Origin of the sequence: Stutzerimonas azotifigens (genome assembly GCF_013522725.1) — a bacterium.
GTDB classification, from domain to species: Bacteria; Pseudomonadota; Gammaproteobacteria; order Pseudomonadales; family Pseudomonadaceae; genus Stutzerimonas; species Stutzerimonas azotifigens_A.
The window spans coordinates 220,212-245,785 of sequence record NZ_JAAMRF010000010.1; the positions used below are offsets into that span (position 1 = coordinate 220,212).

Sequence of the window (25,574 nt, forward strand, 5' to 3'; positions counted from 1 at the left end):
CCGTAGCCCTGAGTACAGCCATGGGAACCCAGGCGGCCGAACTGCAGAAGGTCACCTACCTGTTGCCGGCCCCCCCGAACTCGCCGGCCTTCGCGCCCTGGATCATTGCCCAGCACAAGGGCTACTACGGCGAGAAGGGCCTGCAGGTGAATTTCGTCGCCGGAAAGGGTGGCGTCGACGTGGCCAAGCAAATCGGAGCGGGCAACGCTCTGGTCGGCGGCGCGATCGGTGACACGCCCATCGTGGTGCGCGCCAACGGTGTTCCGGTCAAGGCCGTAGCGGTATTAGGCGCCGGGGGCGTGACCATGGTCGCCACCGATGCCGATCAGAACATCGACTCCCTTGCCGCCCTCAAGGGCAAGACGATGACCGTGATGTCCTACTCGGACACCACCTATTACGCCCTGCTCGCCTCGCTGAAGAAAGCCGGCCTGACGACGAACGATGTCAACGTGCAGGCCGCCGGCCCCGCCGGCGTCTGGCAGCTGTTCTCAGCGAAGAAGGCCGTAGCCATGGCAGGCGTGCCGGACTGGGTGGTGAACGCCGAGGAAGCCGGCATGAACGTCAGCCTGATCCCGCAGACGGAGATCTTCGAGAGCATGGCCCAGGCGATCCTCGCCTCGGACAAGGCGATCGAGAGCCAGCCCGAGGTGGTTGGCGGCGTGGTCCAGGCCACCCTGCGCGGCATGCGCGACATCATGCAGGACCCTGCAGCGGCGGCCGCCACCTTCGCCGAGGCCGTGCCCTCCTACAAGGGCAAGGAAGCCAGCCTCGAGAAGATTTTCAACCTCTACCGCGAACACGTCTACGCCAACCAGGCCACGCCTGGATACATCGACCCGCAGCGTCTGGAAAGCGTCCGCCAGTTCTACGTGAGCGAGGGCATCGTCAACCGCGAGACGCCCCTGGACGAGCTCTACACCAACCAGTTCGTGGAGGCGGCCCAGGTCGCCAACAAATAACGCTCCCGCCGTTCGAAAGGTACGTCGTCGATGAAAAGCCTCAACAACCCGGTGGCTGGCAGCTTGATCCTGCTGGCCGTGTTCCTCTCGCTCTGGCAATGGGGCCCGGGCCTTATGGGCATGCCCGAGTTCGTCATGCCCAACCTGACCCGCGTGATCGTCGAATTCGGTGCGATGTCGCAGCACAGCAACCTGCTTGAGCATACGCTGATCACCGCGTTCGAAATCATCGTGGGCTTCGCCCTGGGGGCTCTGCTGGGTGTTGTAATCGGCGTCAGTCTCGGCCTCTCGCCGAATGCCGAGGCCATCCTTTCGCCCTACATCCTCGCGCTGCAGATCGCGCCGAAGGTGGCCTTCGCACCGCTGTTCGTGATGTGGCTGGGCTACACCATCTACCCGAAGATCCTCATCGCCATTCTGATCGTTTTCTTCCCGGTAATGATCAACGTGCTTTCGGCGATCCGTACCGTCGACCCGGACATGGTCAACCTGGTCCGCGCGATGAACGCCAACCGCTGGCAGATCTTCCGCCTGGTGGAGTTCCCCTCGGCCATGGCCGCGCTGTTCTCCGGCCTGCGCATCGCCTCCACCCTGGCGGTGATTGGCGTGACCGTCGGCGAGCTGGTCGGCGGCAACAAGGGCCTCGGCTTCCTGCTGGTGAACTCCGAGGGCCAGGGCAACACCGCCGGCGTGTTCGTCGCCATCGTCATGCTGACGCTGATTGGCGTGCTGGCCTACGCGGCGGTGGTCTGGGCGGAGAAACGCGTCCTGCACTACATGCCCAAAGCCAACCTGAGCACGGTGTGAGGGGCTGATCATGCACAACCTTCTCAATGGTCGCCGGGTACTGGTCACCGGTGGCGCCCGCGGACTGGGCCTGGCGTTCGCCGAGGCGATCGCCGGAGCTGGGGCCCGGGTGGTCATCGCCGACATCCTCGCCGAACCGCTCGAGGCCGCGGCCCAGACCCTGCGCCAACGCGACCTCGACGTTCAGGCGCTGCGACTGGACCTTGCCGACCCGGCCTCGGTCGAGGCGTGCGCCGCTAAGACAGTCGAGATGCTCGGCGGGCTGGACGGGCTGGTCAACAACGCCTCGATCACCAATTCCGGCGGCAAGAACCTGGAGGAACTTGAGATCGAGATGTTCGATCGGGTTCTGCAGGTCAATGTGCGCGGTACCTGGCTGATGACCCGGGCCTGCCTGCCGGCGCTGCGCGCCAGCGGTCGCGGTGCGGTGGTCAACCTGGCGTCCGACACGCCGTTGTGGGGCGCGCCGAACCTGCTGGCCTACGTGGCCAGCAAGGGGGCGGTCATCGCCATGACCCGCTCGATCGCCCGCGAAGTCGGCGACGATGGCGTCACCGTCAATGCCATCGCGCCTGGCCTGGTGGAAGTGGAAGCCACCGCCTACGTGCCCGAGGCCCGCCATCAGCATTACAAGCAGCAGCGGGCGATCCGGCGCGCGCAATTACCGGAGGATGTGAACGGCGCGGTGCTGTTCGCCCTCTCCGACCTTTCCCGCTTCATCACTGGACAGACCCTGCCGGTAAACGGCGGGTTCGTCATGCCTTGACTTGGAGAACCGACCATGACTGATCTCAATCAACAGGCTGCCCCGAAGTCCTACGACCGCCCCGAAGGCGCCAGCTTCGCCGAGTGGTGCGAGTCGCGTATCGCCCGCTTCTCGACCCGTAGCTACGACTGGGACGCACTGAAATTCCAAGCTGACTACGATCCCAAATACCGCCGCGCACAGATGCGCTACATCGGCACCGGCGGAACCGGTGTGACCGCGGACACCAACACCATCCCGTCCGAGCACTTCACTTTTTCCACCATGATCATCCCGGCCGGCAACATCGGCCCGTCGCACATCCACATCGACGTCGAAGAAGTGTTCTTCGTCCTGCGCGGCAAGATGAAGGTCATCATGGAGAAGGATGGTGAGCGCTTCGAAGCGATCCTCACCGACCGCGACGTCATCTCGGTGCCGCCGGGCGTCTACCGCGAAGAGCACAACGTCGGCGAAGAAGACGCGCTGATGTGCGTGATGCTCGGCGCCAAGAAACCGATCACCCCCACGTATCCGCCAGAGTCCCCGCTGGCGAAGATCAAGCGCGGTTGATAGCCATGACGCTCGCATCCGTCTCTTCGATCCCTCCGGTGGAGCGCCCGCTACTCGACCAGCTGGACATGGCGTTTCCTCTGCGTCACCTGGTATTTCCCGAGGCGCACACCGCCGTTCGTGAAAGTGGCCAGGGACCAACCGTGGTTCTGCTGCACGGGATCGGCTCGGGTGCGGCGTCCTGGCTACAGGTGGCCCAACGGCTCTCCGGGCAGGCCCGGGTTGTCGCCTGGGACGCACCGGGTTACGGCCGATCCTCGCCGCTGGCCGAGGCGCGTCCGCGTGCCGAGTCCTTTGCCCGACGCCTGGATCACGTGCTCGAAGCCCTCGATATCGAGCGCTGCGTGCTGGTCGGCCATTCGCTCGGCGCAATGACCGCCCTGGCCTGCGCCACCGGCCAGGCGGCGTCGCGCATCGCCCGGGTGATGCTGATCAGCCCGGCGCGCGGTTATGGCGCCGCCGCGCGCCAGGACATTGGCGAGCAGGTGCGTGCCGGTCGCTTGAGCAACCTGGAGCTGCACGGGGTCGAGGCGATGGCCGAGGAGCGCAGCCATCGCTTGCTCTCGGCGCGCGCGTCGGTCACCCAACTGGACTGGGTGCGCTGGAACATGGCGCGGCTCAACCCTGCCGGTTACCGGCAGGCCGTCGAGCTGCTCTGCGGGGACGACCTGCTGCGCTTCCCGCCCCTGGCGATGCCTTGCGAGGTGCACTGTGGTGAGGACGACGGCATCACCCAGCCGGGCGAGTGCCAGTTGATCGCCGGTCACCTGCATGCGCGCTTTTCCCTGATTCCCCGGGCCGGTCATGCCAGCCCGATCGAACAACCCGAGGCGGTGGCCGAACGCATCGCCTCCGCCCTCAAGGCCTCACTGGAAGGAACACGTCCATGACCGATCTCGAATCGCTCAAAGAGACGCAAGAAAAATACATCGTTCCCGGTCTGGAGCGCGGGCTGTTGCTGCTCTGTGAGTTCAGCCGGCAGAACCGAACCCTGACCGCGCCGGAGCTGGCGCGACGCCTGAAGCTGCCGCGTTCGACCATCTTCCGCCTGCTCACCACCCTCGAGACCATGGGCTTCGTCACCCGTAGCGGCAACGAGTACCGCCTGGGCATGTCGGTGCTGCGCCTGGGCTTCGAGTACCTCGCCTCGCTGGAGCTGACCGAGCTCGGCCAGCCGCTGTTGGCGCAGTTGAGCAACGCCATCCATTACCCCTGCAACCTGGTGGTGCGCGACGGCCGCTCGATCGTCTACGTCGCCAAGGTCTCGCCTCCCACCGTGTTCAGCAGCGCGGTGAACGTCGGTACCCGACTGCCGGCCCACGCCACGGTACTCGGCCGCATCCTGCTCGAAGACCTGTCGCTGGCCGACCTGCGCGACCTCTATCCAGAAGAAGTACTGGAAAGCCACTCGCCCTGCACGCCCAAGACCGTGCTGGACCTGTTCGATCTGGTGCAGAGCGACCGCCAGCGCGGCTACGTGATGGGCGAAGGCTTCTTCGAGTCGACCATTTCCACCGTCGCCGCACCGGTGCGCAACCACAGCGGCAAGGTGGTGGCCGCCCTCGGCGCAACGATTCCCTCGGCCCATATCGGCGGTGACCGTATCGAGGAGCTGGTCCGCCAGGTGCGTCACAGCGCCGACGAGCTGTCGCGCCTCCTGAACTACAACCCGAACGTCGCCCATGCCGCGACCCTGATGAGGGGCTGAAGATGAGCATGCATAACCTCGCCGGCAAGGTCGCGGTAGTGACCGGCGGTTCGTCCGGCATCGGCCTCGCCACTGTCGAGCTGCTGCTCGAGGCCGGTGCCGCGGTGGCGTTCTGTGGCCGCGACGCCGATCGCCTGGCCAGCGCCGAAGCGGCCCTGCGCCAACGCTTTCCCCAGGCCGTGCTCTATGCGCAGCGCTGCGACGTGCTCGACGCCGAACAGATGCAGCGCTTCGCCGCAAACAGCCAGGCGAAACTCGGTGCCGCCAGCATGCTGGTCTGCAACGCCGGCCAGGGCCGCGTCTCGACTTTCGCCGACACCAGCGACGAGGCCTGGCAGGAGGAGTTGAACCTGAAGTTCTTCTCCATCATCCGTCCCGTGCGTGCCTTTCTGGCGCAGCTGGAAAGCCAGCCCGACGCGGCCATCGCCTGCGCCAATTCGCTCCTGGCCAGCCAGCCGGAGTCGCACATGGTGGCCACCTCCGCGGCCCGCGCCGGGGTGAAGAACCTGGTGCGCTCGCTGGCCGTCGAGTTCGCCCCCAAGGGCATCCGGGTCAACGGCATTCTCATCGGCCTGGTCGAGTCGGGCCAATGGCGGCGCCGTTTCGAGGCACGCGAGGAGCGCGACCTCGACTGGGCGCAATGGACCGCCCGACTCGCCCGCAACAAGCAGATTCCCCTGGCGCGCCTGGGTTCGCCCCTCGAGGCGGCTCGCGCCCTGTTCTTCCTCGTTTCCCCGCTGTCCGCCTACACCACGGGTAGCCATATCGATGTTTCCGGAGGCTTGTCCCGTCATGTCTGAAGAAGTCCGCAACGAGAAGCCGATGGTCACCGTCGGCACCGCGATCACCGCCTTTCTCGAGCAGTGTGGGGTCAAGGCCGCCTTTGGCGTCATTTCCATCCATAACATGCCGATCCTGGATGCCTTCGGCATTCGCCAGAATATCCGCTTCGTGATGGCGCGCGGCGAGGCCGGGGCGACCAACATGGCCGACGCCTATGCCCGTGCGGTCAGCGGCCTGGGCGTATGCCTGACCTCCACCGGCACCGCGGCGGGCAACGCCGCCGGCGCGATGGTCGAGGCGCAGACCGCCGGCACGCCGCTGCTGCATCTCACCGGGCAGATCGAGACGCCCTACCTGGACCAGGACCTGGCCTACATCCATGAGGCCCGCGACCAGCTGACCATGCTCAAGGCGGTGTCTAAGGCCGCCTTCCGCGTGCGCAGCGCGGAGACCGCGATCAGCACCCTGAAGCTTGCCGTGCAGACCGCGCTGACCGCGCCCACCGGCCCGGTCAGCGTGGAAATCCCGATCGACATCCAGTCCAGCTTCATCCCCATGCCGACCGATCTGGCGCCGCTGCCGATTCCCGTCGCCGTGCCGACGGAGGAGGCCCTGGATCGGGTCGCCGAGCGCCTTGCCGGCGCCAGGCGCCCGCTGCTCTGGCTGGGCGGTGGCGCCCGCCACGCCGGCCCGCAGGTCAAGCGCCTGATGGACATGGGTGTCGGGGTGGTCACCTCGACCCAGGGCCGCGGTGTGGTCAATGAGGACGATCCGCGCTGTCTCGGCGCCTTCTCGCAGAACAAGCGCGTCGAGCGGTTCTTCCAGAGCTGCGACGCGTTGCTGGTGGCCGGCTCGCGGCTGCGCAGCAACGAGACCTTCAAGTACGCGCTGAAGCTGCCCGAAGCCACCTACCGGATCGACGCCAACCCGGCGATCGAGGGCCGCTGCTACCACAGCGACCTGTTCATCTGCGGTGACGCGGCGCTGGCCCTGGACGGCCTGGCCGATCGCCTGCAGGGCCGCCTGCGGGTCGAGCCCGGCTACCTCGCCGAGTTGCGCGAGGTGCGCCAGCAGGCCCGCGACCAGCTGGTCGACGAGCTCGGCCCCTACGCGGTGCAGGTCGAGCAGCTGCAGGCCCTGGCTGGGCGTAACTTCTCCTGGGTGCGCGACGTGACCCTGTCCAACAGCATCTGGGGCAACCGCCTGCTCAACCTGTTCCACCCGCGTGCCGGCATCCATGCCCTGGGAGGCGGCATCGGCCAGGGGCTGGCGATGGGGATCGGTGCGGCGGTGGCGGCGGCGGAAACCGCGCCCGCGCGCAAGGTGTTCACCCTGGTCGGCGACGGCGGCTTCATCCTCAACCTCGGCGAGCTGGCGACCATGGTCCAGGAGCGCGCCAACATGGTCATCCTGCTGATGAACGACCAGCGCTACGGGGTCATCAAGAACATCCAGGACGCGGTGTACGGCAGCCGCCACTGCTACGTGGAACTGACCACCCCGGACTATGCCAAGCTGGCCGAGTCCCTTGGCCTGCGCCATGCGCGAGTGGGCGACCTGAAGGATTTCGCCGGCGCGCTGGACAGCGCCCTGAGCCAGCCGGGCCCCTTCCTGCTGGAAGTGGACATGCTCAGCGTCGGCCCCTTCAACACCCAGTTCGCCGGACCGCCGAACAGCGCCACCCGATTCCAGAAGGCCAGCGCCTGAGGAGCCAGACCATGCTCAACATCACCATGATCGGCTGCGGTGCCATCGGCATCGGTGCGCTGGAACTGCTGGAAAAAGACCCCGACCTACGCGTCGACGCGGTGGTCGTGCCCGCCGAATCGCAGGAGCTGATCCGTCAGCGCCTGGCGAGCTTCGAGCGTCCGCCGACCGTACTGACCGAGCTGCCGGCCGACGCGCGCCCCGACCTGCTGGTCGAGTGCGCCGGGCACCGGGCCATCGAGCAGCACGTGCTGCCGGCCCTGGCACGCGGTATTCCGTGCCTGGTGGTCTCGGTCGGTGCGCTGTCCGAGTACGGCCTGGCCGAGCGCCTGGAAGCGGCGGCGCGCGAAGGCGGCACCCGCATCGAGCTGTTGCCCGGCGCCATCGGCGGCATCGATGCGCTGTCCGCGGCCAAGGTCGGCGGGCTGGAGTCGGTGCTCTACACCGGCCGCAAGCCGGCCGGCGCCTGGAAGGGCACGCCCGCCGAGCAGATCTGCGACCTGGACAACCTGGATGAGGCGACAGTGATCTTCCAGGGCAGCGCCCGCGAGGCAGCCATCCTCTATCCGAAGAATGCCAACGTCGCCGCCACCCTGTCGCTGGCCGGGCTCGGCCTCGACCGCACCGAGGTGCAGCTGATCGCCGACCCGCACAGCAGCGAGAACGTCCACCAGGTGGAAGCCCGCGGCGCCTTCGGCGGCTTCGAGCTGACCCTGCGCGGCAAGCCGCTGGCCGCCAACCCGAAGACTTCCGCGCTGACCGTCTACAGCGTGGTCCGCGCCCTGGGCAACCATGCCCATGCCATTTCCATCTGAGGCCCGCCCATGAACCTCGACGACATCCAACCCATCTGCATCGCCGGCCAATGGCGCCTGGGCTCCGGGGCACTCTACGCCACCACCTATCCGGCAACCGGCGAAGTAGTCACGCAACTGCATGCCGCCGGCCTCGACGACGTCGAGCAGGCGATCCAGGGCGCCCAGCACGCCTTCGTCCATAGCGGCTGGGCGCAGCGCAAGCCCCACGAGCGGGCCACGGCGCTCTACCGCGTGGCCCAGCTGATCCGCGAGCGGAGCGAAGAGCTGGCCCAGCTGCAGCGCCTGGACAACGGCAAGCCGATCAAGGAAACCCGCAACCTGGTGGCCAGCGCCGCCGGTACCTTCCAGTTCTTCGCGGCGGCCTGCGAGACGCTAGAAGAAGCGATCACCCCGTCGCGCGGCGACTTCATGACCATGAGTGTCTACGAACCCATGGGCGTGGTGGCTGCGATCACCCCATGGAACTCGCCGATCGCTTCCGAAGCGCAGAAGATGGCTCCGGCACTGGCCGCCGGCAACGCAGTGGTGGTCAAGCCGGCGGAAATAACGCCGCTGGCCGCCCTGGCGCTGGCGCGGATCTGCGAAGAGGCCGGCGTGCCGCGCGGGCTGATCAGCGTGCTGCCGGGCAAGGGCTCGCTGATCGGCGACGCGCTGACCCGCCACCCACTGGTCAAGCGCGTGTCCTTCACCGGTGGCACCAGCACCGGCAAGCACATCGCGCGCATCGCCGCCGACAAGATGATGCCGGTGTCGATGGAGCTGGGCGGCAAGTCGCCGACCATCGTGCTGGAGGATGCCGACCTCGACCATGCAGTCGCCGGCGTGCTCTACGGCATCTTCAGCAGCTCCGGCGAATCCTGCATCGCCGGCTCCCGGCTGTTCGTCGCGCGCTCGCTCTACGGTACCTTTATGGACCGCCTGGTCGAAGGCGCCCGTGGCATCCGCATTGGCGACCCGGCCGACGAGGCCACCCAGATGGGCCCGCTGATCTCCGCCGCCCACCGCGAGAGCGTCGAGCGCTACGTGGACATCGGACTGTCCGAAGGCGGACGCCTGCTCTGCGGCGGCGAGCGCCCCCAAGGCGCGACCTTCGACAAAGGTCACTTCTACAGCCCGACCATCCTGGAAGGCCTCCCCAACACGGCCCGCCTGTGCCAGGAGGAGGTCTTCGGCCCGGTGCTGGCGGCCCTGCCCTTCGACGACGAGGCCGACCTGATCGACCAGGCCAACGACAGCGTCTACGCGCTGGCCGCCGGCATCTGGACCCGCGACTTCCAGAAGGCCTGGAAGCTCGGCCGCGCCATCCAGGCCGGCACCGTCTGGATCAACACCTACAAGCAGTTCTCCATCTCCACCCCCTTCGGCGGCTGGCGCGACAGCGGCCTGGGGCGCGAGAAGGGGCGTCTCGGCATTCTCCAGTACATGGAGCAGAAGTCCCTCTACTGGGGCCTGAACGAACAGCCCATCGCCTGGGCAGGAGTAAAGCAATGAGCGTACTTGGCATCGACGAGATCACCTACGGGGTCGAAGACCTGCCCCGCTGTGTCACTTTCTTCAAGGACTGGGGGCTCGCACTGGTCAGCGAGCAGCCCGACGAGGCGATCTTCGAAACCCTCAACGGCTGCCGAGTGATCGTCGCCGACCTGAACAAGCCCGGCCTGCCACCGGCGATCGAATCCGGTCCGACCATCCGCGAGGTGGTCTGGGGCGTCGAAAGCGACGCGGACCTGGCGCTCTATGCCAGCCGCATCGCCCAGGACCCGGGCTTCGTCGAAGGCAATGGCCGCGTCGGCTGCACCGACCCCAACGGTCTGGCGATCCGCTTCCAGGTCACCCGCAAGTGCGACCTCGAGCTTGAGGAATGCGGCGCCCACAACACCTGGAACAGCAAGGGCCGGATCAACAAGCCGAGCCCGGTCTACGAACGCGCCACGCCGGTGGAAGTCGGCCACGTGGTGCTCTTCGTCAAGGACGTGAACGCCTGCGAGGCTTTCTACCACGATCGCTTCGGCTTCCAGTCCTCGGACCGCTATCCGAACCGCGGCGCCTTCATGCGGACCGCCGAGGAAGGCGGCCACCACGACATCTTCATGCTGCAGTTGCCCGAACCGCGCGCGGGACTGAACCACGTCGCCTTCACGGTGCGCGACATCCACGAGGTGTTCGGCGGCGGCATGCATGTCTCCCGCTGCGGCTGGGACACCGAGATCGGCCCGGGCCGCCACCCGGTGTCATCGGCATTCTTCTGGTACTTCAAGAATCCCGCCGGCGCGCTGGTGGAGTACTACGCGGACGAGGACCACCTGACCGCCGAATGGCAGCCGCGTGAGTTCGAGCCCGGCCCCACCGTCTTCGCCGAGTGGGCGATCGCCGGTGGCATCGATGGCGTGACCCGCCGGCAGCGACACGTCGAGGCGCCGCAGGGCAAATTCCTTACCGAAAAGAACAAACGCTGAGAGCAAACAAATGACCCAAAAACTGAAAATCGGCGTCCTCGGCGCCGGTATCGGCGGCCTGGCCGCCGCCATCGGCCTGCTGCGCGCTGGGCACGACGTGGTGGTCTATGAACAGGCTCGGGCCTTCCTGCGCGTCGGTGCCGACATCAACCTTACGCCCAACGCGGTCAAGGCCGTCGACGGCCTCGGCGTCGGCGAGGCGGTACGCGACAGTGCGGCGCGCCCCACGCACCGCATCAGCCGCACCTGGGATACCGGTGAGGAAACCTCGCGTCTGGAAATGTCCGACGCCGCCGAGCGCAAGTACGGCGCGCCGCAGCTGACCATCCACCGCGCTGACCTGCTAGCCGCCCTGGCCAAGGCCTTCCCCCTGGAGCGTGTTCGCTTCAGCCATCGTGCCCAGGCCGTGAGCCAGGACGAAAGTGGTGTGCGCATCGATTTTGCCGACGGTAGCCATGACCGCGTCGACCTGCTGATCGGCGCCGACGGCATCCATTCGGTAGTGCGCAGCGCGCTGTTCGGCGAAGAAAACCCGCGCTTCACCGGCGTCGTCGCCTACCGCGCCGTGGTGCCGGCGGAGAAGGTCGCCGAGGTCCCGCATATCCAGGCCTTCACCAAGTGGTGGGGCCCCAACCCGCATAGCCAGATTGTCACCTTCCCGCTCAATCGCGGCCGCGACATCTTCATCTTCGCCACCACCGCCCAGGACAGCTGGCAATTGGAGAGCTGGACCACCCAGGGCAACGTCGAGGAGCTGCGCGAAAGCTACGCCCACTACCACCCGCACGCCCGCGCCCTGCTCGAGGCCTGCGACGAGGTGCTCAAGACGGCCCTTTACGAGCGCGATCCGCTGCCCTACTGGGCCCGCGACAAGCTGGTCCTACTGGGCGACGCCTGCCACCCGATGATGCCGTTCATGGCTCAGGGCGCTGGCCAGGCCATAGAGGATGCCGTGGTCCTCAGCCGCATGCTCGACGGCGTGACGGACCTGGCCCAGGTTCCAGCCGCGCTGGAAGCCTACCAGAACGCCCGCCTGGAGCGCGCCAGCCAGATCCAGATCGGCTCGCGCGGCAACCAGTGGCTCAAGGACGGCGGCAATGCCGACTGGGTGTATAGCTATGACGCCTGGGGCGAACCCGCCCCTGCTGCCTGAGGAGACGTCATGAGCGAGACTCTGCTGCTCACCGTGCTGCTGCGCCACGACCAGTCGAACAACCTGGAAGACATCCAGGGCCATATGAAAAGGATGGACTGGTGGGAGCGCTTTCCCGGCGAAGGGGTAGAAATCGTCTCCTGGACCGTGGCCATGGGCCTTGGCCAGATCGTCACGCTGCGCTTGCCACCGGCGCTTCTGCCCCGCGTCAACGTCGAACTGGAACGCTCCGCCTGGAGCGTGTTCCGCACCGAGTGCTACCCCACCTACGACTTCGTCCCGGTTCGCGAAATGATCCGCGAGCGGGTCCGCAATGGAGGCCAATGACATGACCGCGCCCTACAACGAAACCCACCAGGCCCGCACGCGCCCGAGCACACCTTTCGAGGACCTGCTCGGCGACTCCATCGAGCGCGCCTACGCCGCCGGCAAGCACGATCTGCCGAGCCTGCTGGCACACCTGAATCTGGCCGGCCCGCCCTGCCCGCTGAATACCGGCGAGTGGGACGAGGAAAGCTTCAAGACGCTGATGGCCCGGCTTGGCGAATGAGGGAATCGAACATGAACATGCAAGCCAACATCGATCCGGTCGAACAGCTGCTCGCCAACGGCCTGAAGAATCTCTGGTTCCCGGTACTGCCTTCCGCCCTGCTGGAGGACAAGCCGGTGTCCATCCGCCGCCTGGGCTACAAGATCGCCCTTTGGCGCGACAACGACGGCAGCGTCCACGCGCTGGAAGACCACTGCCCGCACCGCGGCGCCCCGCTGTCGCTCGGCCCCGTGCTCGGCGACCGCCTGCAGTGCCCCTACCATGGAATCGAAGTGCGCTGCGACGGCACCGTCACCAAGGTCCCCGGCAGCCCTGGCTGCAAGCTCGAAGGCAGCCGCCCGACGCGAATGTTCCACGTGCGCGAGACCGCCGGCGCGATATTCCTCTACAACGCCGCCGACCCGCATGTGGCCGAGCCGCCGGAGCTGGTCCTGCCCGAGCAGCTGACCTCGCCGGAGTGGAGCAGCTTCCTTTGCTACACCGAGTGGAAGGGCGACTACCGTTACGTCATCGATAACGTCATGGACCCGATGCACGGCACCTACCTGCATAAGATGTCCCATTCGATGAGCGAGGGTGAGAGCACGGCGAAGTTCATCACCCGCGATACGGACAGCGGTTTCATCTTCGAGAAGGAAGGCCAGCGCGGCGTCAACTTCGACTGGACCGAATTCGTCGACAACGGTTGTCACTGGCTGCGTCTGGAAATTCCCTATCCGAAGACGGGCGGCCCGGGCGGCAATTTCACCATCATCGGCAGCTACACGCCGAGCAGCCCAACGCTGAGCGGTGTATTCCACTGGCGCTGCCGTCCACTGACCGGCTGGCAGCGCGACACCTGGCGCTTCCTTTACAAGAATCGCCTGGAGGCTCGCCACTGGGCAGTGCTGGAACAGGATCGGGTCCTGCTGGAGCACATGGAGCCGGATGCCAACGCCCGCGAGAACCTCTACCAGCACGATCTGGGCCTGGTGCGCCTGCGCCGCTACCTGAAAGGCAAGGCCCGCGAGCAACTGGAACTGATCGAGGCGAAACAGCTGTGAACAGGACACCCGTGTTCCGCGTTCACTCGGACGCGGTGGCCGAACTGGCCACCGCTACCTGGTCCAACGCACTGCTGATCGGTAACGAAGTGGTGATGTCCGGCATGACCGGGCACCCCGCCACCCGCCAGGCGGCGGAAAGGGGGGAGCCTCTGAACGCCTATGCCCAGACCCTAGTGGTGCTGAACAAGTGCAAGGCGCTGGTCGAGGCCGCCGGGGGAGGCATCCACAACATCTACCGGCTGACCCTGTACCTCACCCGTATTGCCGACAAGGACGAGGTGGGCCGCGCCCGCCATGATTTCTTCGCCGGCCAGACGACCCTGCCGACCTCGACCCTGGTCGAGGTCAGCGGCCTGGTCTTCCCCGAACTCTGTGTGGAGATCGAAGCCAGCGCTCGGCTGGACATCGATCTGCGCGCGACAGCTTGAGGCAAAGCACCATGTCCACCGCGACCACGACCGCCCTGGTGCACACGCTGCGCTATGAGGCGGAAGGCATCATCAGCGTGGAACTCCGGCCCTGGGGCGACACCGTGTTCGCTCCGTTCGAGGCCGGCTCGCACATTGACTTGCACCTGCCCAACGGCCTTGTACGCAGCTATTCACTGCTCAACTCGCCGACCGACCGGGGACGCTATGTGGTCGGCATCCTGCGCGACCGCAAGAGCCGCGGCGGCTCGGAATTCATCCACAGCCAGCTGCGGGTCGGCATGCAGCTGACCATTTCCCAACCGCGCAACAATTTCCACCTGGACACCGCAGCCAGCCACAGCGTGCTGGTCGCTGGCGGCATCGGCATCACGCCGATCTACTGCATGTACCGTCAGCTACTGGCGCTCGGGCGCTCGGCCGAGTTGATCTATTGCGCCCGCTCGCGCCGCGAAGCAGCGCTGCTGGAGGAGATCGCCGGGCTGGACGGGCGGGTCGCCTACCACTTCGACGACGAGAAGGGCGTCTCGCCGGACCTGACGGCCTACCTTGCCGGCAAGCCCGCCGACACGCACTTCTACTGCTGCGGACCGACGCCGATGCTCGATGCCTTTGAGCAGACCTGCGAGCAGCTGGGCTACCCGCATGCCCATATCGAACGTTTCGCCGCTGCCGAACTGCCGCCTGCGGCCGATGCCCAGGGCAGCTACAGCGTCGAACTGAAGCGCTCGGGCAAAACGCTGGAGATCGGTCCCGGAGACAACCTGCTGGAATCCCTGTTGAACGCCGGCTGCGCCATTGACAACAGCTGTCGAGAAGGTGTTTGCGGCGCCTGCGAGACCCGCGTGCTCGAAGGTGAACCCGACCACCGCGATGGCGTGCTGAGCAAGGCAGAACGGCAAGCCAACAAGTCGATGATGGTCTGCGTATCGGGCTGCCGCAGCAGCCGGCTTGTGCTCGATGCCTAGATATCGACTCGACCGAAACTAGCGCAATTGCAGCTTCATACTTACGCCCGGTTATGCCGGGCGTTTTTATTTCTGGCAGTGCTGCTGCCAAAAGTTACAGCGCGCACTGCGATAAGCCAGGCGTTACTTATCTGCACCTATGCTGTGCAGCGCCTTTCAAGTTAACTAATGCTTGTTCCATGTCTGGCACAAAACCGTCTGTTCCCCATATAACACCTTGAAACCAAAGAACAAATTACTTAAACAAAGCATCAAGTTTTCCATGGCATGGTTCATGCAAAAAACGCTTAGCCATATATGAAACAAGCACGACGAACCGGAGCATCAGGACATCCATTAATTCTCGCTACGCAATTAACTTTTTCTGAACTTCTTTAACGGAAGAGCGGGTTTCTATTGGCTGAATTTTTATATGGACAACTATTTGAGGCTGCTGACATGAAAAGAACTCTGCTTGCAATCGCGCTGGCCAATGTTCCTGCCCTGGCCCTCGCTCAAGCGTCCGGCGTCCCGGCGCCCGCTTCCGTATCCGATCCGGCATCGGCCCAAGCAGCCGTTCCGCCAGCGGGGCCGCGCAAACCCTTCCCACATATTTCCTGGCAAAGCGACGATGGCGCCACTGCGCTGGATATCGGCGGCGCCCTGCGGATGAACTACCGCGACGAGGACTGGGAGAGCGAGAACAACGGGCGCTTCCTGTTCGACACCTTCCGCGTTGACCTGAAGGCCAGGCACCACGACTTCTTCGCCGACGTGAACTACTGGTTCCAGGACGACGGCAAGCGCTCCATCGACCGCGGCTATGTCGGCTACAACCTGAGCCCCCAGTCCAACATCCAGCTGGGTGCGCCCTTCAAGCCATTCGGCCTGGAGCCGTATCCCCAGTTCGGCTGGAGCTATCACATCCCGTTCTTCCTGGGTTACGGCGTAAGTGCCGGCGCGGGCATCAAGTACAACTACAAGAACGCCGACTGGGACCTTCAGGCCGGCTACTTCCCTCGCATGATGCCGTCGAGCATCCGCTATTCGCCGGAAGTGGGGCGTTACAAGGATCTGGACGAAAATGCCATCCCCGCCGTGCATGGTGACCAGGACAACGAGAAACGCGATCAGGTGAACCTTCGCCTAGCCCGCACCTTCACCGGCGACGACTGGAAGGCTGAGGTCGGCGGCTCGCTGGCCGGTGCCCGGTTGTACAACGCCACAACCCGTGACGATGGCGACTACTGGGCCGCCGGCCTGCATGCGGTGGTCAACCACGGTCCCTGGACCCTGACGACCCAGGGCATCCGCTACGAATTCGATCCGAAGAACCCTGCCGGGGTCGCTGACAACCAGATACTGATGGGCGGCAATGGCCTGACGCCAGCCTTCATGATCGCCGCCGAAGGCACCATCGCCTCGCTCAACCTCGGCTACGACATCGCTACCCCGGGCCTGGGCATGCTGAAGAAGATCAAGCTCTACAACGATTACAGCCGACTGTTCAAGGACGAGAGCGGCTGGGCCGACTCGCAGATGTATACCGCCGGCATCCAGTTCCTCGCCCTGCCGATCATCGCCTGGCTGGACCTTACCTGGGCCAAGAACGCCAACCCGTTCGGCGGTGCGGAGAACGGAACCGGCTGGACCTCCACCACCTCATCGGGCAGCAACGACTGGTACTACCGGACCAACCTCAACATCGGCTACTACTTCTAGGCATAGGCTGTCGCTCCCTTTCCAGCCGCCGCTCGGCGGCTGGTTTTTTCCGATCGGTTCATTACCTGCAAGCTAACGATGCAAGGAATCGCATCAGCACTGTCAATGGTGCGTTTCAATTAGTCGAAGCGCCTCGGGCCGTCTTCACGACGAGCATGAACCCTTTTCGCCAATGCGCGCCAGCGCCGCCGTACAGACCGGCAGTGCTCCGGGTTCGTCAGACTCTCAGCGGCTATACCCGTATGCCCCGGTACCAGGAATACGCCTCCTTGTGCGCTCCCGCGCGGTTATCTAACGTGGCTAGGTATCAAATTCGATACCCGTAGATGAACGTCTCCCATCGAGACCTACCCCCTTGGCGAAAGTCGCCCTGGTGGTCGATTCGTTGAAGTCTGCTGAATAACGTCTCGTCAGGGCTCGCCCACATCCACCCGACAGGGAGGAAACAGTCATGGAACAACGTGTTCTCGGATCGAGCGGCCTTTCGGTCGCGCCGATCGTTCTTGGCGGCAACGCATTCGGCTGGACGCTTGACGAGCAGGCGAGCTTCGCCGTGCTCGATGCCTTCGTCGACCACGGTTTCAACGCCATCGACACGGCGGACGTCTATACGTACTGGGCGCCCGGCGGGCAAGGTGGCGAGTCCGAGACCATCATCGGCCGCTGGTTGAAGGCTCGGCCGGGCATCCGCGACAAGGTCGTCATCTTCACCAAGGTCGGCTGGGATTATGGCGATCCGGGCCGCAAGGGGCTGTCGAAGCGCTGGATTGCCGAGGCCGCCGAGGCCTCGCTGTCACGACTGGGGGTCGATGCGATCGACCTCTACTTCTCACACCAGCCGGACCCGGATACGCCGCACGAGGAAACCCTGGCCGAGTACGAGGCGCTCATCAAAGCCGGAAAGGTCAAGGCCATCGGCGCATCCAACTTCGATGCCGCGCAGCTGCGGCAGGCCCTTTCGGTCTCTGAAGCGAAGGGTCTGCCGTCCTACCAGGTGCTCGAGCCCGAATACAATCTCTACGATCGCGCGTCCTTCGATGCCGCGCTTCAGGATCTCTGCATCGAACGTGGCCTGGGCGTCGTCACCTACTTCAGCCTGGCGTCGGGCTTCCTGACCGGCAAGTACCGCTCGAAGGCGGATCTCGGTCAGTCGCAGCGCGGCGGTCTCGTCGAGAAGTATTTCGACGCGCGAGGGCTGGCGATTCTGGCAGCGCTGCATGAGGTGGCCTCGGCGCGAAAGGCCGAACCGGCTGAAGTCGCACTCGCCTGGCTGATCGCCCATCGTGGCGTGACCGCGCCTATCGCCAGCGCGACCAAGGCCGCTCACGTTGAAAGCTTCTCCAGGGCCGTGAAGCTGCGCCTGTCTGCCGAGGAAATCGCGCTTCTCGACAAGGCGGGAATGTGAGGCCCGAGCGGTCCGTAAGAGCGTTGTTCATTAGCACCTGCTGAGGATCGATCATGATCGCCCCTTTCGAAATGCCCTACGACGCGGATCAGGTGGATGACCTTCGTGCTCGCTTGATTCGGACACGTTGGGCCGACTCGGTCGTCGAGGACTGGAGCATGGGGACCGAGCAGGGCTTTCTCCGCCAGCTGGTCGAGTTCTGGCGCGACCATTACGACTGGGCGCAACGCCGCGACCATCTGAATCGACTTCCACACTTCCGTGCCACGGTCGACGGCCACGGCCTGCACTTTCTGCATTTTCGCAGCGAAGCCAGCCAGGCCATTCCGCTTCTCCTGATGAATGGCTGGCCATCCAGCTTCGTCGAGTTTCAGCGCATCGCCCCGCTCCTGACGCGGGGCTCGCCGGCGTTCGAGGTGGTCATTCCGACGATGCCTGGGTTCGGGTACTCGGACATACCTGCAATCCCCTATGGAGCCGAGCCCGTAGACCTGTATCCCAAACTCATGGCGATGCTGGGCCATCGGCGGTTCGTGGTTGCCGGAACCGATATCGGCTCCGGCCTTGCGACCCGGATCGCTCTGCGCCACCCGGACCGCGTCATCGCGGCCCATGTGTCCGCCGTTGCCCCCAAACCCTTGGCGAAGGACGGCCCGCCGCAAACGCCCGCGGAAGTCGAGTACGAGCGTCGGCTACAGGCCTGGAGCAAAGACGAGGGGGGTTATCAGGCGATCCAGAGCTCGAGGCCGCAGACGCTGGCCTTCGGACTGGCCGACAGTCCTGTCGGGCTGGCCTCGTGGGTCGTCGAAAAGTTTCGCGCATGGACGGACTGCGACGGCGACCTTCTCTCGGTCTTGCCGCTCGAAGCGTTGGTGGATACGCTGATGATCTACTGGACGACAAACACCATCGGCTCTTCCATCCGCTACTACTACGACGCCACCCGGTTGCGGCCGCCTCTGGCGGCCGATGACTTTGTCCGCACGCCTACGGCGGTCGCCATGTGGCCGCACGATCTCGCCCTGGCGCCACGCGAACTCGCCGAGAGGCTCTACAACGTGCAGCGCTACACCGTCTTTCCCCGTGGCGGGCACTTTCCCGCCTGGGAGGCGCCGGACCTCTACGCAGAAGATCTGCGAGAAATCGCGCTGACCGCAGCCCAGTGAAACCGCATCGCGACCGCGCCGGACTATCGCCGATGCCTTGCATGCGTGGGGGCCTGGAACATCCAGCGCCTTAGGCCTTCTCCTCGTCGCAACCCAACCAGCTCAGCGTAGCTCGACGAGCCGTACAACGTCCTGCCCGGCTAACCTCGCCCGTCTTCCGATCACAGTCATTTCCCGGCCCCATGTTCACACCGGCTGCCGATCGGCTTCGCCTCGCTTGATGGAACCGCATCGGACGAAGCCAGGTAGCGCTCTTGCCGCGCGTTCAATTTTGGAGACCCTCATAGCGAATTATTATATGCCCAGCGCATATAAATTTGCACAACCAAGATATATGCTTGGCGCACACATAAAGCAAACGGAGAACACCATGCAAACCGTCACTAGCGTTCAAGCCATCCCCGTCGCAGCCATACCGAAGCTCGCCAAGATCAGCCGAGCGATTGCACTCACCGGTGTCGTGCTGCCCCTGCTCCTGATCGGGCTTTTGAAATTCACCCAGGTAGAAGTCGAAGCGCTGAAACCGCTCATCAGCGGTACACCTTGGCTTGCCTGGCTTTATCCGGTGTTTGGCGAGACAGGGACTTCCTATCTGCTGGGGACCGTCGAGATGTTTACGGCCATCCTTCTCATCGCTTCGCCGTGGTCCGCTCGCGCAGCCATTGCAGGCAGTCTTCTGGCAGCGCTGACCTTCCTGACGACCGTTTCAACCATGCTCGTACTGCCAATATGGGAAGCAGCCTCGGGTGGTTTCCCCTGGTTCAACTTCCTCGGAACGTTCCTGATAAAAGACGTCGCTCTTTTTGGCGTGAGCCTGGTGATTCTTACGGAGGGCATTCAGCGTCTGCGCGAGCGTTTACTCCAGACTCAGGAGAGCTAGGACCATGCACTATGCAGAATACAAACAGCACGATCTGTCCCTTGTTCTGGAAATGGTCAAGACCTTTCCCTTCGCGACGATCCTGGTGAATGGCAGCGACGGGCCGCTTGTGGCCCAAGCTCCACTTACGCCGCGCATCGGAGAAAGTGCTGCAGGTGCGGTCGAGTTTCACCTCGCGTTGGCCAATCCGATTTCGGAGGCTCTCGTACCCGATGTACCTGTCACCATCCTGGTGCAAGGCCCCGGTGCAGCCATCTCTCCCAGTTGGTATACCTCAAGCTTCACAGGGTCGACCCCGGACAGGAGCAAGACGGCCCCCACTTACAACTATCTGAGCATGGTCATCCGTGGGCGCCTGAGTTTGATGGACGACCAGGCGCTCCAGGACCAGATAAAGGATTTGGTCCTCGTGAACGAGTCCGGAGACGGCTGGCAAATCGAAGAGTTTGCGCCACACCTCTGGACCGGTTGGCGCAAGGCGATTCGAGGGTATCGGCTGGAAGTTGCCGAGCTCGACCTGACGGCGAAGCTCAGCCAAGGCGATTCGCCTGGTGACAAGCCGGGCGTAGTCGAAGGGTTGCGTCGGCGAGCGCTGCAGGACGACGCGATGATGGCAAGGCTTGTCGAGGGCTACGACGGCACTGCAGCGTCGCTTCATAGGCTATTGAACAGCCTGAGAGCGCAGTAGCAAGCGGCGCCAGGCAGTCTCCTCTACCGCTGGATAAAGGTCGTAGCAGCGGTAACGCAACAACGGTTACGGTCGGTCATGGCCGATGCCCCCATGATGCGGGAGCGTCTTCGGGCTGCCGACCTGGATACGGGGCGGGCCTCGCGTAAGTGGATGGTTTCGAATGCATCGCGGTCAAGACTGGGCGTCCCCGACCGCTCCCACGGGGTTGCGCTGATTGGCGAGGAAGATCAGTCCCGCGCCAAGCCTGTGATCTTATGAGAGTTGTTGTGGGGAGCGGTCTCGACCGCGAAAGTCCCGGCACGGTCGATGCTCATGCCCCTACGCCCATGACGTGGAAGCGTCTCCGGCTGTCAGGCCGATATGGGTTCGCCTCGCGAGGGTAGTTAGTTTTCGATGGTTAGCAGGAACTCAAGCCCATGGGGTTGCGCTGAATTGCGGGGAAGAGCAGCCATGCCTAGCCCTTGTGGGAGAGGTCTTGCCGAGCCTCTGCGGTCGGGCATTCACCAGCCCCCTCCTCTAATGCCCCTGCAACGGGGCAATTGGTGCAGACACCCGGGTCGCAAAGACGGCACACCGAATAGGCTTGGTCGAGATCCTGCACCAGGCCACGAAGAAGCTTCTCGGTGAGCAACCCAAGCGTTTCCAGCTCGATAGGACTCAACGTCGCCAGCGCACGTGCGATGTGTTCCTGACGCACCGCCAGGACGGCATCGCAGTTCGTTTCACCAGCCGCTGTCAGATAGAGCGCGACAGCGCGCCGATCTGTTGCAGACGGCCTACGCTCGACCACGCCCCCCGCGACGAGCCTGTCGACCAGACGTACCGCGCCGGGATGGGACAACCGCAAGGCTCGACGCAAGCGCTCGATCGTCATACCGGGCTCATGGCCCAGCAAGGCTATCGCGGCGGCGGCAGGGCCGGCTTCAGGCGCCTGGTTCTGGGTGCTCTGGAGCACGCCGTCAGACAACGCGAGCGCCAAGGCGCCTACCATGTTTTCGATTTTCAGGTTTCTCATGGCGCAACTGTATGCTTCATACATAGAAAAGCAAGGCTCCTTAGCAAGCGCCCAGACTCCAGACCATCGGTAAAGCGAGGCAGACGTCAGGAGACCGCCCAGGATAACCTGACGCCCGCTATCGCCTGGCCAACCGAGCCTGTAACGATCCGCTGAACTTCGCCAAACCCAGTTCCAAGGGCTTCACAGCGATGGCTCCCAGCGACGAAACAGGACGCTTGCATTGACGCCACCGAAGCCGAATCCATTCGACAGGGCGTACTCGATCGGCATCTCTCTCGCGCTCAGAGCAACCAGGTCGAGCCCGTCAGCCGCCTCATCGGGCGCTGTCAGGTTCAGCGTGGGCGGGACGATCTGATCGCGTAGCGCCAGGACGGTGAAGATGGCTTCGATTCCGCCCGCTGCTCCCAGTAGATGACCCGTACTGGATTTGGTCGAGGTGATCGCTACGCCCGAGCCTGCCCCGAAGACGGATCGAATGGCGGCCAGCTCGCCTCGGTCGCCCACCGGCGTGGACGTCGCATGCGCATTGATGTGGTGAACGTCGCCAGGAGCGACACCGGCCTGCTGCAACGCCAACTCCATGGCACGTCGAGCGCCGCTTCCATCCGCCGGACCGGCAGTCAGGTGATAGGCATCTGCACTGGTGCCATAGCCGACCAGTTCAGCCAGGGGCCGCGCGCCCCGTGCCAACGCATGCTCCAGCGATTCGATCACCAGCAGGCCGGCCCCTTCGGCCATGACGAAGCCTTCCCGGTCGCGGTCGAACGGACGCGAGGCTTCCTGAGGGCAGTCGTTGAAGCCGGTGGACAGCGCGCGCGCTGCCGCAAAGCTTCCAAGGGTCACACGATGGATCGCTGCCTCGGTCCCGCCGCACACGGCGATATCCGCTTCTCCGCTACGGATCAGCCGGGCCGCATCGCCGATGGCCTGCACGCCAGCAGCACAGGCAGTCACCGGCGCCCCGAGCGGCCCCTTGAAACCGTGCTGGATCGAGACGTGCCCGGCTGCCATGTTGGCGAGAAACGAAGGTGCAGTGAACGGGGAAAGCCGGCGTGGTCCGCGGTTGTCCGTGGTGCGCACAGCCTCGGCGATGGCGTCGAATCCACCGACGCCCGATGCAATGATGGTGGCGGTTCGTTGTTGCCCTGCCTCGTCGCTGGGATACCAGTCCGCCTGCACAAGGGCTTCCTGCGCGGCCATGAGCGCAAACTCGATGAAGCGATCCATCTTCTTGCGGTCCTTGGCAGGGATGTGACGATCCGGGTCGTAGCCCGCCTCGCTATCCTCGGCCAGGGTCGGCACCTGCCCCGCGATGGCACAACCGGTTCCCTCGGCCAGATCGGCAGGCAGCTTGCGGATGCCCGACTGCCCAGCCAGCAGACGCGACCAGACCTTCTCCGTTCCACACCCCAAGGGCCCGATGACACCTGTTCCGGTGACCACGATACGGACTGCGTTTCGAACACTCATGTCATACCTCGTATATCAGCCAGGCGGCCAACGATTGTCACGCTGTGCATTCTCGTTGGAGGCGCACGGCGCTTTGAATTACGATCAACATATAAACCATATGATATCCATCATGTAAAGCGAGCGCCAACGATTGCCGCTAGCGGCCGGCGGCCTTGTGGCAGCGATGTAAGCGGCAGCTATCAGTGCTTGAACCACACCGAGAGCGGCCACCGAACGTGATTCCGGCGCAATACTTTGCATGGGTGCGCGGTGTCACACGCTACCTGCTCGGCCTAAGCGGACTGATCCATTCGCCGCTTTCACGGTCTCAACGGTACGTAGAAGAAAACGGATCACGTCATGAATGGCGCGCAAGCCCGTACCACTGCCCTGAAGTTCATCCTTCCTCGCGACGTCCATCCTGCGGGTTTTATCAAGCTCAGCGGACCGGCTGAAAAGCGACTCGGCGGCCGCTCCAGCAGTCGCCGGGCAGCTACCCGGAACGGAGCGAGCTCGGTTGTAGGAATCACTGACGACGCCAGCATCGATCTGGTATTCGAGGTCATCTCGGTACAGGCCACGGCCCGGACGTCCAAGCGCATCAGGACCTCCGAACTTGGCCGGCCCGGTCCAGCGATGTCGGCCCGAGCCCGCTGCAAGCCAATATCCTGCGCACAGGGGAGCAACGGATGACCGCGTTCGATTGGCAGCGCATGCTGCTAGACGATTTCCCCGTACTGTTTCTGGGCGAAGTCGCGCTTCGCGCCCTCTTCGCTTTCGTCGTCGTTTTCCTGTTTCTCAAAGTGAGCGGCCGCCGTGGCGTCCGACAGCTGTCGCTGTTCGAATTGGTCGTCATCCTGACCCTTGGCTCAGCCGCGGGCGATGTGTCGTTCTACGAAGATGTACCGCTGCTGCCTATCGCAATGGTGTTCGCGACGCTGCTGCTCCTTTACCGCCTCACCGTCCTGGCCATGAGTCACAGCATACGGTTCTCGAACTGGATGGAAGGCAAACCAGTGACGATCATCGAAGATGGGTTGTATGCGCTGAACAGCCTGAACCGTTACAACATTTCGTCCGACGAATTTTTCATGGAGCTGCGCCAACAGGGCGTCGAGCATCTCGGCCAGGTCCGCCTCGGCATTCTTGAAACCGACGGCGATGTCAGCCTCTACTTCAACCCACCAGAGGCCATCAAGCCGGGGCTATCGGTGTTGCCACCAGAGCACCGACCAGCGTACGAACGGATGCCCGCGACTGCCGTATATGCCTGTACCCGCTGCGGTCATACGCAGCTCATAAACAGCCAGCAGCAAGCACTCTGCCCTCGCTGCCGGCACGCCGTCTGGTCGCTCGCGTTGAATAACCAGCGCCTGCGCTGATAGCGGACGCAACCTAGGGGAGTCCGTCCGCTGAGCTTTCCACCGACGAGTCAGACCGATCTAGCCCACCCGCACCGCCCGGGCAGGCAATAACAGCAGGATCGCCAGCCCACCGGCCAGCATCAACAGCGCAATGGTGAAGATGCCGTTGTCGAGGCTGCCGGTCAGGTCCTTGATGAAGCCGAGCAGCGACGGGCTGACGAAGCCGCCGAACACGCCTATCGAGCTGACCAGCCCTATGCCCACCGCCGCGTTGGCCTTGCCCAGATAGGTGGAAGGGATCGCCCAGTAGGCGATGCCGGCGCCGAACTGGAAGAAGGCCACGAAGCTCAGCACCACCAGGCTTGCCAGAAGCGAGTCGGTCAGGTGCGGGACTGCCACGCCGCCCTGCGGCGCGGTCGCGATGTCGTGGCTCATGTTCACCTCTTTTGTTGTTCTTCTGGATGTTCAAACGGGCCGAACGGCAAGGCTCCGGCGAGCTGCCGTCCGGCTGGACAGCAGGCGTCTGACGCTAGAGATTGGATCTGGCTTCGGCCCTTGAGGCCGAGGATCTGGCGCGCTTCGTCGGGCGTCGCGACCTCGAGGGAAAGGTCCTCCAGGATGCGTCGAATCTTCCGGACCTGGTCGGCGTTGCTGGCAGCCGTGGGCCGGGGTTGGACCGGTACAGCGCGGCGACACGCTGAGCGGGGGTGGGACGTTGAGGATTACGGTGGGTTGAGGAGCTGAGCGTGTGGGCCGGTGCGAGTTGGCCCCGGGCTTTTTAATGAGCGGGTTCGATATTGAAGCACGCAGGAGGTGGCGTATCGCAGCGCCAGCCATGTGTCGCTTGGCGTGCAATCTGGATTACAAAACTTGGCCAGCACTCTCTCGGCGCAGGGTAAGGTCAACGAAACCCTTCGATTGGCTACAGGCCCCGTCACCGTGCCCACTTCGATACCTGTTTCCTCACGCAGCTCACGTATTGCCGCAGCGCAGAACGTTTCGCCCTCTTCCAGACCACCGCTAGGCGTGGCCCAGTAGCTCTGGCCGGCTAAGGCGTAATAAATAGATCTGAACTGACCCTGATTTTACGGACACCTCGAATGTGACTATACCGTCAGAGAGGAAGGTGTCCCCATGACAGACAAACGTACTTACCAGTGCTACAGCCCCGAGTTTAAGCGAGAGGCCGTCCG

General features: G+C 64.3%; 26 protein-coding genes and 2 pseudogenes. 23 read left to right on the forward strand and 5 right to left on the reverse strand.

Annotation, left to right across the window (positions count from 1 at the left end):
* Positions 1-20: 20 nt before the first annotated feature.
* From G7026_RS18895 to G7026_RS19000, 22 genes are all read left to right on the forward strand, one after another.
* Complete coding sequence (locus G7026_RS18895; protein ID WP_181072486.1) at positions 21-962, forward strand: ABC transporter substrate-binding protein; 942 nt, start codon at positions 21-23, stop codon at positions 960-962.
* 30 nt (positions 963-992) lie between these two features.
* Positions 993-1,769 carry an ABC transporter permease gene (locus tag G7026_RS18900; RefSeq protein ID WP_181072458.1) on the forward strand — a complete coding sequence of 259 codons (777 nt, stop codon included), beginning with the start codon at positions 993-995 and terminating at the stop codon, positions 1,767-1,769.
* Between the two features lie 10 nt (positions 1,770-1,779).
* A complete protein-coding gene (locus G7026_RS18905) occupies positions 1,780-2,535 on the forward strand; it encodes an SDR family oxidoreductase (RefSeq protein ID WP_375138214.1) in 756 nt (251 codons plus the stop codon).
* 15 nt (positions 2,536-2,550) lie between these two features.
* Positions 2,551-3,087: a cupin domain-containing protein gene (locus G7026_RS18910; RefSeq protein WP_181072459.1), complete on the forward strand. Its 537-nt coding sequence runs from the start codon at positions 2,551-2,553 to the stop codon at positions 3,085-3,087.
* A 5-nt stretch (positions 3,088-3,092) separates the two neighbouring features.
* Positions 3,093-3,977, forward strand: a complete 885-nt coding sequence (locus tag G7026_RS18915; RefSeq protein ID WP_375138215.1) for an alpha/beta fold hydrolase — start codon at positions 3,093-3,095, stop codon at positions 3,975-3,977.
* Positions 3,974-4,795 (forward strand): IclR family transcriptional regulator, encoded by an 822-nt coding sequence (locus G7026_RS18920; protein WP_181072460.1) that lies wholly within the window; start codon positions 3,974-3,976, stop codon positions 4,793-4,795. The genes G7026_RS18915 and G7026_RS18920 overlap by 4 nt, the downstream gene beginning before the upstream one ends.
* Positions 4,796-4,797: 2 nt before the next feature.
* On the forward strand, positions 4,798-5,595 hold the full coding sequence (locus G7026_RS18925; protein ID WP_181072461.1) for an SDR family oxidoreductase: 798 nt from the start codon (positions 4,798-4,800) through the stop codon (positions 5,593-5,595).
* A gap of 22 nt (positions 5,596-5,617) precedes the next feature.
* Positions 5,618-7,285 (forward strand): thiamine pyrophosphate-binding protein, encoded by a 1,668-nt coding sequence (locus tag G7026_RS18930; protein WP_181072492.1) that lies wholly within the window; start codon positions 5,618-5,620, stop codon positions 7,283-7,285.
* An 11-nt stretch (positions 7,286-7,296) separates the two neighbouring features.
* Positions 7,297-8,100 (forward strand): aspartate dehydrogenase, encoded by an 804-nt coding sequence (locus G7026_RS18935; protein WP_181072462.1) that lies wholly within the window; start codon positions 7,297-7,299, stop codon positions 8,098-8,100.
* 9 nt (positions 8,101-8,109) lie between these two features.
* The gene (locus tag G7026_RS18940; RefSeq protein WP_181072463.1) at positions 8,110-9,594 is read left to right on the forward strand and encodes an aldehyde dehydrogenase; all 1,485 of its coding nucleotides are present in this window, start codon (positions 8,110-8,112) and stop codon (positions 9,592-9,594) included.
* Positions 9,591-10,559, forward strand: coding sequence for a VOC family protein (locus G7026_RS18945; protein WP_181072464.1), 969 nt, complete (start codon positions 9,591-9,593; stop codon positions 10,557-10,559). The genes G7026_RS18940 and G7026_RS18945 overlap by 4 nt, the downstream gene beginning before the upstream one ends.
* Positions 10,560-10,569: 10 nt before the next feature.
* Entirely contained in the window at positions 10,570-11,712 is a 1,143-nt protein-coding gene (locus G7026_RS18950) for an FAD-dependent monooxygenase (protein ID WP_181072465.1), read from the forward strand.
* A 9-nt stretch (positions 11,713-11,721) separates the two neighbouring features.
* Positions 11,722-12,039, forward strand: coding sequence for a hypothetical protein (locus G7026_RS18955; protein ID WP_181072466.1), 318 nt, complete (start codon positions 11,722-11,724; stop codon positions 12,037-12,039).
* Position 12,040: 1 nt separating this feature from the next.
* Positions 12,041-12,262, forward strand: a complete 222-nt coding sequence (locus tag G7026_RS18960; RefSeq protein ID WP_181072467.1) for a recombinase-like helix-turn-helix domain-containing protein — start codon at positions 12,041-12,043, stop codon at positions 12,260-12,262.
* 11 nt (positions 12,263-12,273) lie between these two features.
* Positions 12,274-13,305 (forward strand): aromatic ring-hydroxylating oxygenase subunit alpha, encoded by a 1,032-nt coding sequence (locus G7026_RS18965; protein ID WP_181072468.1) that lies wholly within the window; start codon positions 12,274-12,276, stop codon positions 13,303-13,305.
* Positions 13,302-13,736 carry a Rid family hydrolase gene (locus G7026_RS18970; protein WP_181072469.1) on the forward strand — a complete coding sequence of 145 codons (435 nt, stop codon included), beginning with the start codon at positions 13,302-13,304 and terminating at the stop codon, positions 13,734-13,736. The genes G7026_RS18965 and G7026_RS18970 overlap by 4 nt, the downstream gene beginning before the upstream one ends.
* 11 nt (positions 13,737-13,747) lie before the next feature.
* Entirely contained in the window at positions 13,748-14,704 is a 957-nt protein-coding gene (locus tag G7026_RS18975) for a PDR/VanB family oxidoreductase (protein WP_181072470.1), read from the forward strand.
* Between the two features lie 438 nt (positions 14,705-15,142).
* Positions 15,143-16,405, forward strand: coding sequence for a hypothetical protein (locus G7026_RS18980; protein WP_181072471.1), 1,263 nt, complete (start codon positions 15,143-15,145; stop codon positions 16,403-16,405).
* A 451-nt stretch (positions 16,406-16,856) separates the two neighbouring features.
* Positions 16,857-17,810 carry an aldo/keto reductase gene (locus tag G7026_RS18985; RefSeq protein WP_181072472.1) on the forward strand — a complete coding sequence of 318 codons (954 nt, stop codon included), beginning with the start codon at positions 16,857-16,859 and terminating at the stop codon, positions 17,808-17,810.
* Between the two features lie 53 nt (positions 17,811-17,863).
* Positions 17,864-18,976, forward strand: coding sequence for an epoxide hydrolase family protein (locus G7026_RS18990; RefSeq protein WP_181072473.1), 1,113 nt, complete (start codon positions 17,864-17,866; stop codon positions 18,974-18,976).
* Between the two features lie 370 nt (positions 18,977-19,346).
* Positions 19,347-19,856: a DUF417 family protein gene (locus G7026_RS18995; RefSeq protein WP_181072474.1), complete on the forward strand. Its 510-nt coding sequence runs from the start codon at positions 19,347-19,349 to the stop codon at positions 19,854-19,856.
* A 4-nt stretch (positions 19,857-19,860) separates the two neighbouring features.
* Positions 19,861-20,544: an FMN-binding negative transcriptional regulator gene (locus G7026_RS19000; protein WP_181072475.1), complete on the forward strand. Its 684-nt coding sequence runs from the start codon at positions 19,861-19,863 to the stop codon at positions 20,542-20,544.
* A gap of 457 nt (positions 20,545-21,001) precedes the next feature.
* On the opposite strand, the gene G7026_RS19005 is transcribed toward G7026_RS19000, so the two are convergent.
* Positions 21,002-21,586: a MarR family winged helix-turn-helix transcriptional regulator gene (locus G7026_RS19005; protein ID WP_258190349.1), complete on the reverse strand. Its 585-nt coding sequence runs from the start codon at positions 21,584-21,586 to the stop codon at positions 21,002-21,004.
* Between the two features lie 159 nt (positions 21,587-21,745).
* Positions 21,746-23,035 (reverse strand): beta-ketoacyl-ACP synthase II, encoded by a 1,290-nt coding sequence (gene fabF / locus G7026_RS19010; protein ID WP_181072476.1) that lies wholly within the window; start codon positions 23,033-23,035, stop codon positions 21,746-21,748.
* 671 nt (positions 23,036-23,706) lie between these two features.
* Here fabF and G7026_RS19015 point away from each other — a divergent pair.
* Positions 23,707-24,399 (forward strand): YetF domain-containing protein, encoded by a 693-nt coding sequence (locus tag G7026_RS19015; RefSeq protein WP_181072477.1) that lies wholly within the window; start codon positions 23,707-23,709, stop codon positions 24,397-24,399.
* 60 nt (positions 24,400-24,459) lie between these two features.
* Here the strand turns inward: G7026_RS19015 and G7026_RS19020 are convergent, their stop codons facing one another.
* The 3 genes and pseudogenes from G7026_RS19020 to G7026_RS22690 all read right to left on the reverse strand — a co-directional run.
* Positions 24,460-24,816, reverse strand: a complete 357-nt coding sequence (locus G7026_RS19020) for a hypothetical protein (protein WP_181072478.1) — start codon at positions 24,814-24,816, stop codon at positions 24,460-24,462.
* 2 nt (positions 24,817-24,818) lie between these two features.
* Positions 24,819-25,037: pseudogene (locus G7026_RS22810) on the reverse strand (3-keto-5-aminohexanoate cleavage protein); the annotation flags it as partial.
* Between the two features lie 216 nt (positions 25,038-25,253).
* Positions 25,254-25,436, reverse strand: a pseudogene (locus G7026_RS22690) (NUDIX domain-containing protein); the annotation flags it as partial.
* Positions 25,437-25,574 lie beyond the last annotated feature (138 nt).

Bases quoted from the DNA above. Each gene is read 5' to 3' on its own strand.
- G7026_RS18895 (WP_181072486.1), top strand. From the start codon at position 21: ATGGGAACCCAGGCGGCCGAACTGCAGAAGGTCACCTACCTGTTGCCG.
- G7026_RS18900 (WP_181072458.1), top strand. From the start codon at position 993: ATGAAAAGCCTCAACAACCCGGTGGCTGGCAGCTTGATCCTGCTGGCC.
- G7026_RS18905 (WP_375138214.1), top strand. From the start codon at position 1,780: ATGCACAACCTTCTCAATGGTCGCCGGGTACTGGTCACCGGTGGCGCC.
- G7026_RS18910 (WP_181072459.1), top strand. From the start codon at position 2,551: ATGACTGATCTCAATCAACAGGCTGCCCCGAAGTCCTACGACCGCCCC.
- G7026_RS18915 (WP_375138215.1), top strand. From the start codon at position 3,093: ATGACGCTCGCATCCGTCTCTTCGATCCCTCCGGTGGAGCGCCCGCTA.
- G7026_RS18920 (WP_181072460.1), top strand. From the start codon at position 3,974: ATGACCGATCTCGAATCGCTCAAAGAGACGCAAGAAAAATACATCGTT.
- G7026_RS18925 (WP_181072461.1), top strand. From the start codon at position 4,798: ATGAGCATGCATAACCTCGCCGGCAAGGTCGCGGTAGTGACCGGCGGT.
- G7026_RS18930 (WP_181072492.1), top strand. From the start codon at position 5,618: ATGGTCACCGTCGGCACCGCGATCACCGCCTTTCTCGAGCAGTGTGGG.
- G7026_RS18935 (WP_181072462.1), top strand. From the start codon at position 7,297: ATGCTCAACATCACCATGATCGGCTGCGGTGCCATCGGCATCGGTGCG.
- G7026_RS18940 (WP_181072463.1), top strand. From the start codon at position 8,110: ATGAACCTCGACGACATCCAACCCATCTGCATCGCCGGCCAATGGCGC.
- G7026_RS18945 (WP_181072464.1), top strand. From the start codon at position 9,591: ATGAGCGTACTTGGCATCGACGAGATCACCTACGGGGTCGAAGACCTG.
- G7026_RS18950 (WP_181072465.1), top strand. From the start codon at position 10,570: ATGACCCAAAAACTGAAAATCGGCGTCCTCGGCGCCGGTATCGGCGGC.
- G7026_RS18955 (WP_181072466.1), top strand. From the start codon at position 11,722: ATGAGCGAGACTCTGCTGCTCACCGTGCTGCTGCGCCACGACCAGTCG.
- G7026_RS18960 (WP_181072467.1), top strand. From the start codon at position 12,041: ATGACCGCGCCCTACAACGAAACCCACCAGGCCCGCACGCGCCCGAGC.
- G7026_RS18965 (WP_181072468.1), top strand. From the start codon at position 12,274: ATGAACATGCAAGCCAACATCGATCCGGTCGAACAGCTGCTCGCCAAC.
- G7026_RS18975 (WP_181072470.1), top strand. From the start codon at position 13,748: ATGTCCACCGCGACCACGACCGCCCTGGTGCACACGCTGCGCTATGAG.
- G7026_RS18980 (WP_181072471.1), top strand. From the start codon at position 15,143: ATGAAAAGAACTCTGCTTGCAATCGCGCTGGCCAATGTTCCTGCCCTG.
- G7026_RS18985 (WP_181072472.1), top strand. From the start codon at position 16,857: ATGGAACAACGTGTTCTCGGATCGAGCGGCCTTTCGGTCGCGCCGATC.
- G7026_RS18990 (WP_181072473.1), top strand. From the start codon at position 17,864: ATGATCGCCCCTTTCGAAATGCCCTACGACGCGGATCAGGTGGATGAC.
- G7026_RS18995 (WP_181072474.1), top strand. From the start codon at position 19,347: ATGCAAACCGTCACTAGCGTTCAAGCCATCCCCGTCGCAGCCATACCG.
- G7026_RS19000 (WP_181072475.1), top strand. From the start codon at position 19,861: ATGCACTATGCAGAATACAAACAGCACGATCTGTCCCTTGTTCTGGAA.
- G7026_RS19005 (WP_258190349.1), bottom strand. From the start codon at position 21,586: ATGTATGAAGCATACAGTTGCGCCATGAGAAACCTGAAAATCGAAAAC.
- fabF (WP_181072476.1), bottom strand. From the start codon at position 23,035: ATGAGTGTTCGAAACGCAGTCCGTATCGTGGTCACCGGAACAGGTGTC.
- G7026_RS19015 (WP_181072477.1), top strand. From the start codon at position 23,707: ATGACCGCGTTCGATTGGCAGCGCATGCTGCTAGACGATTTCCCCGTA.
- G7026_RS19020 (WP_181072478.1), bottom strand. From the start codon at position 24,816: ATGAGCCACGACATCGCGACCGCGCCGCAGGGCGGCGTGGCAGTCCCG.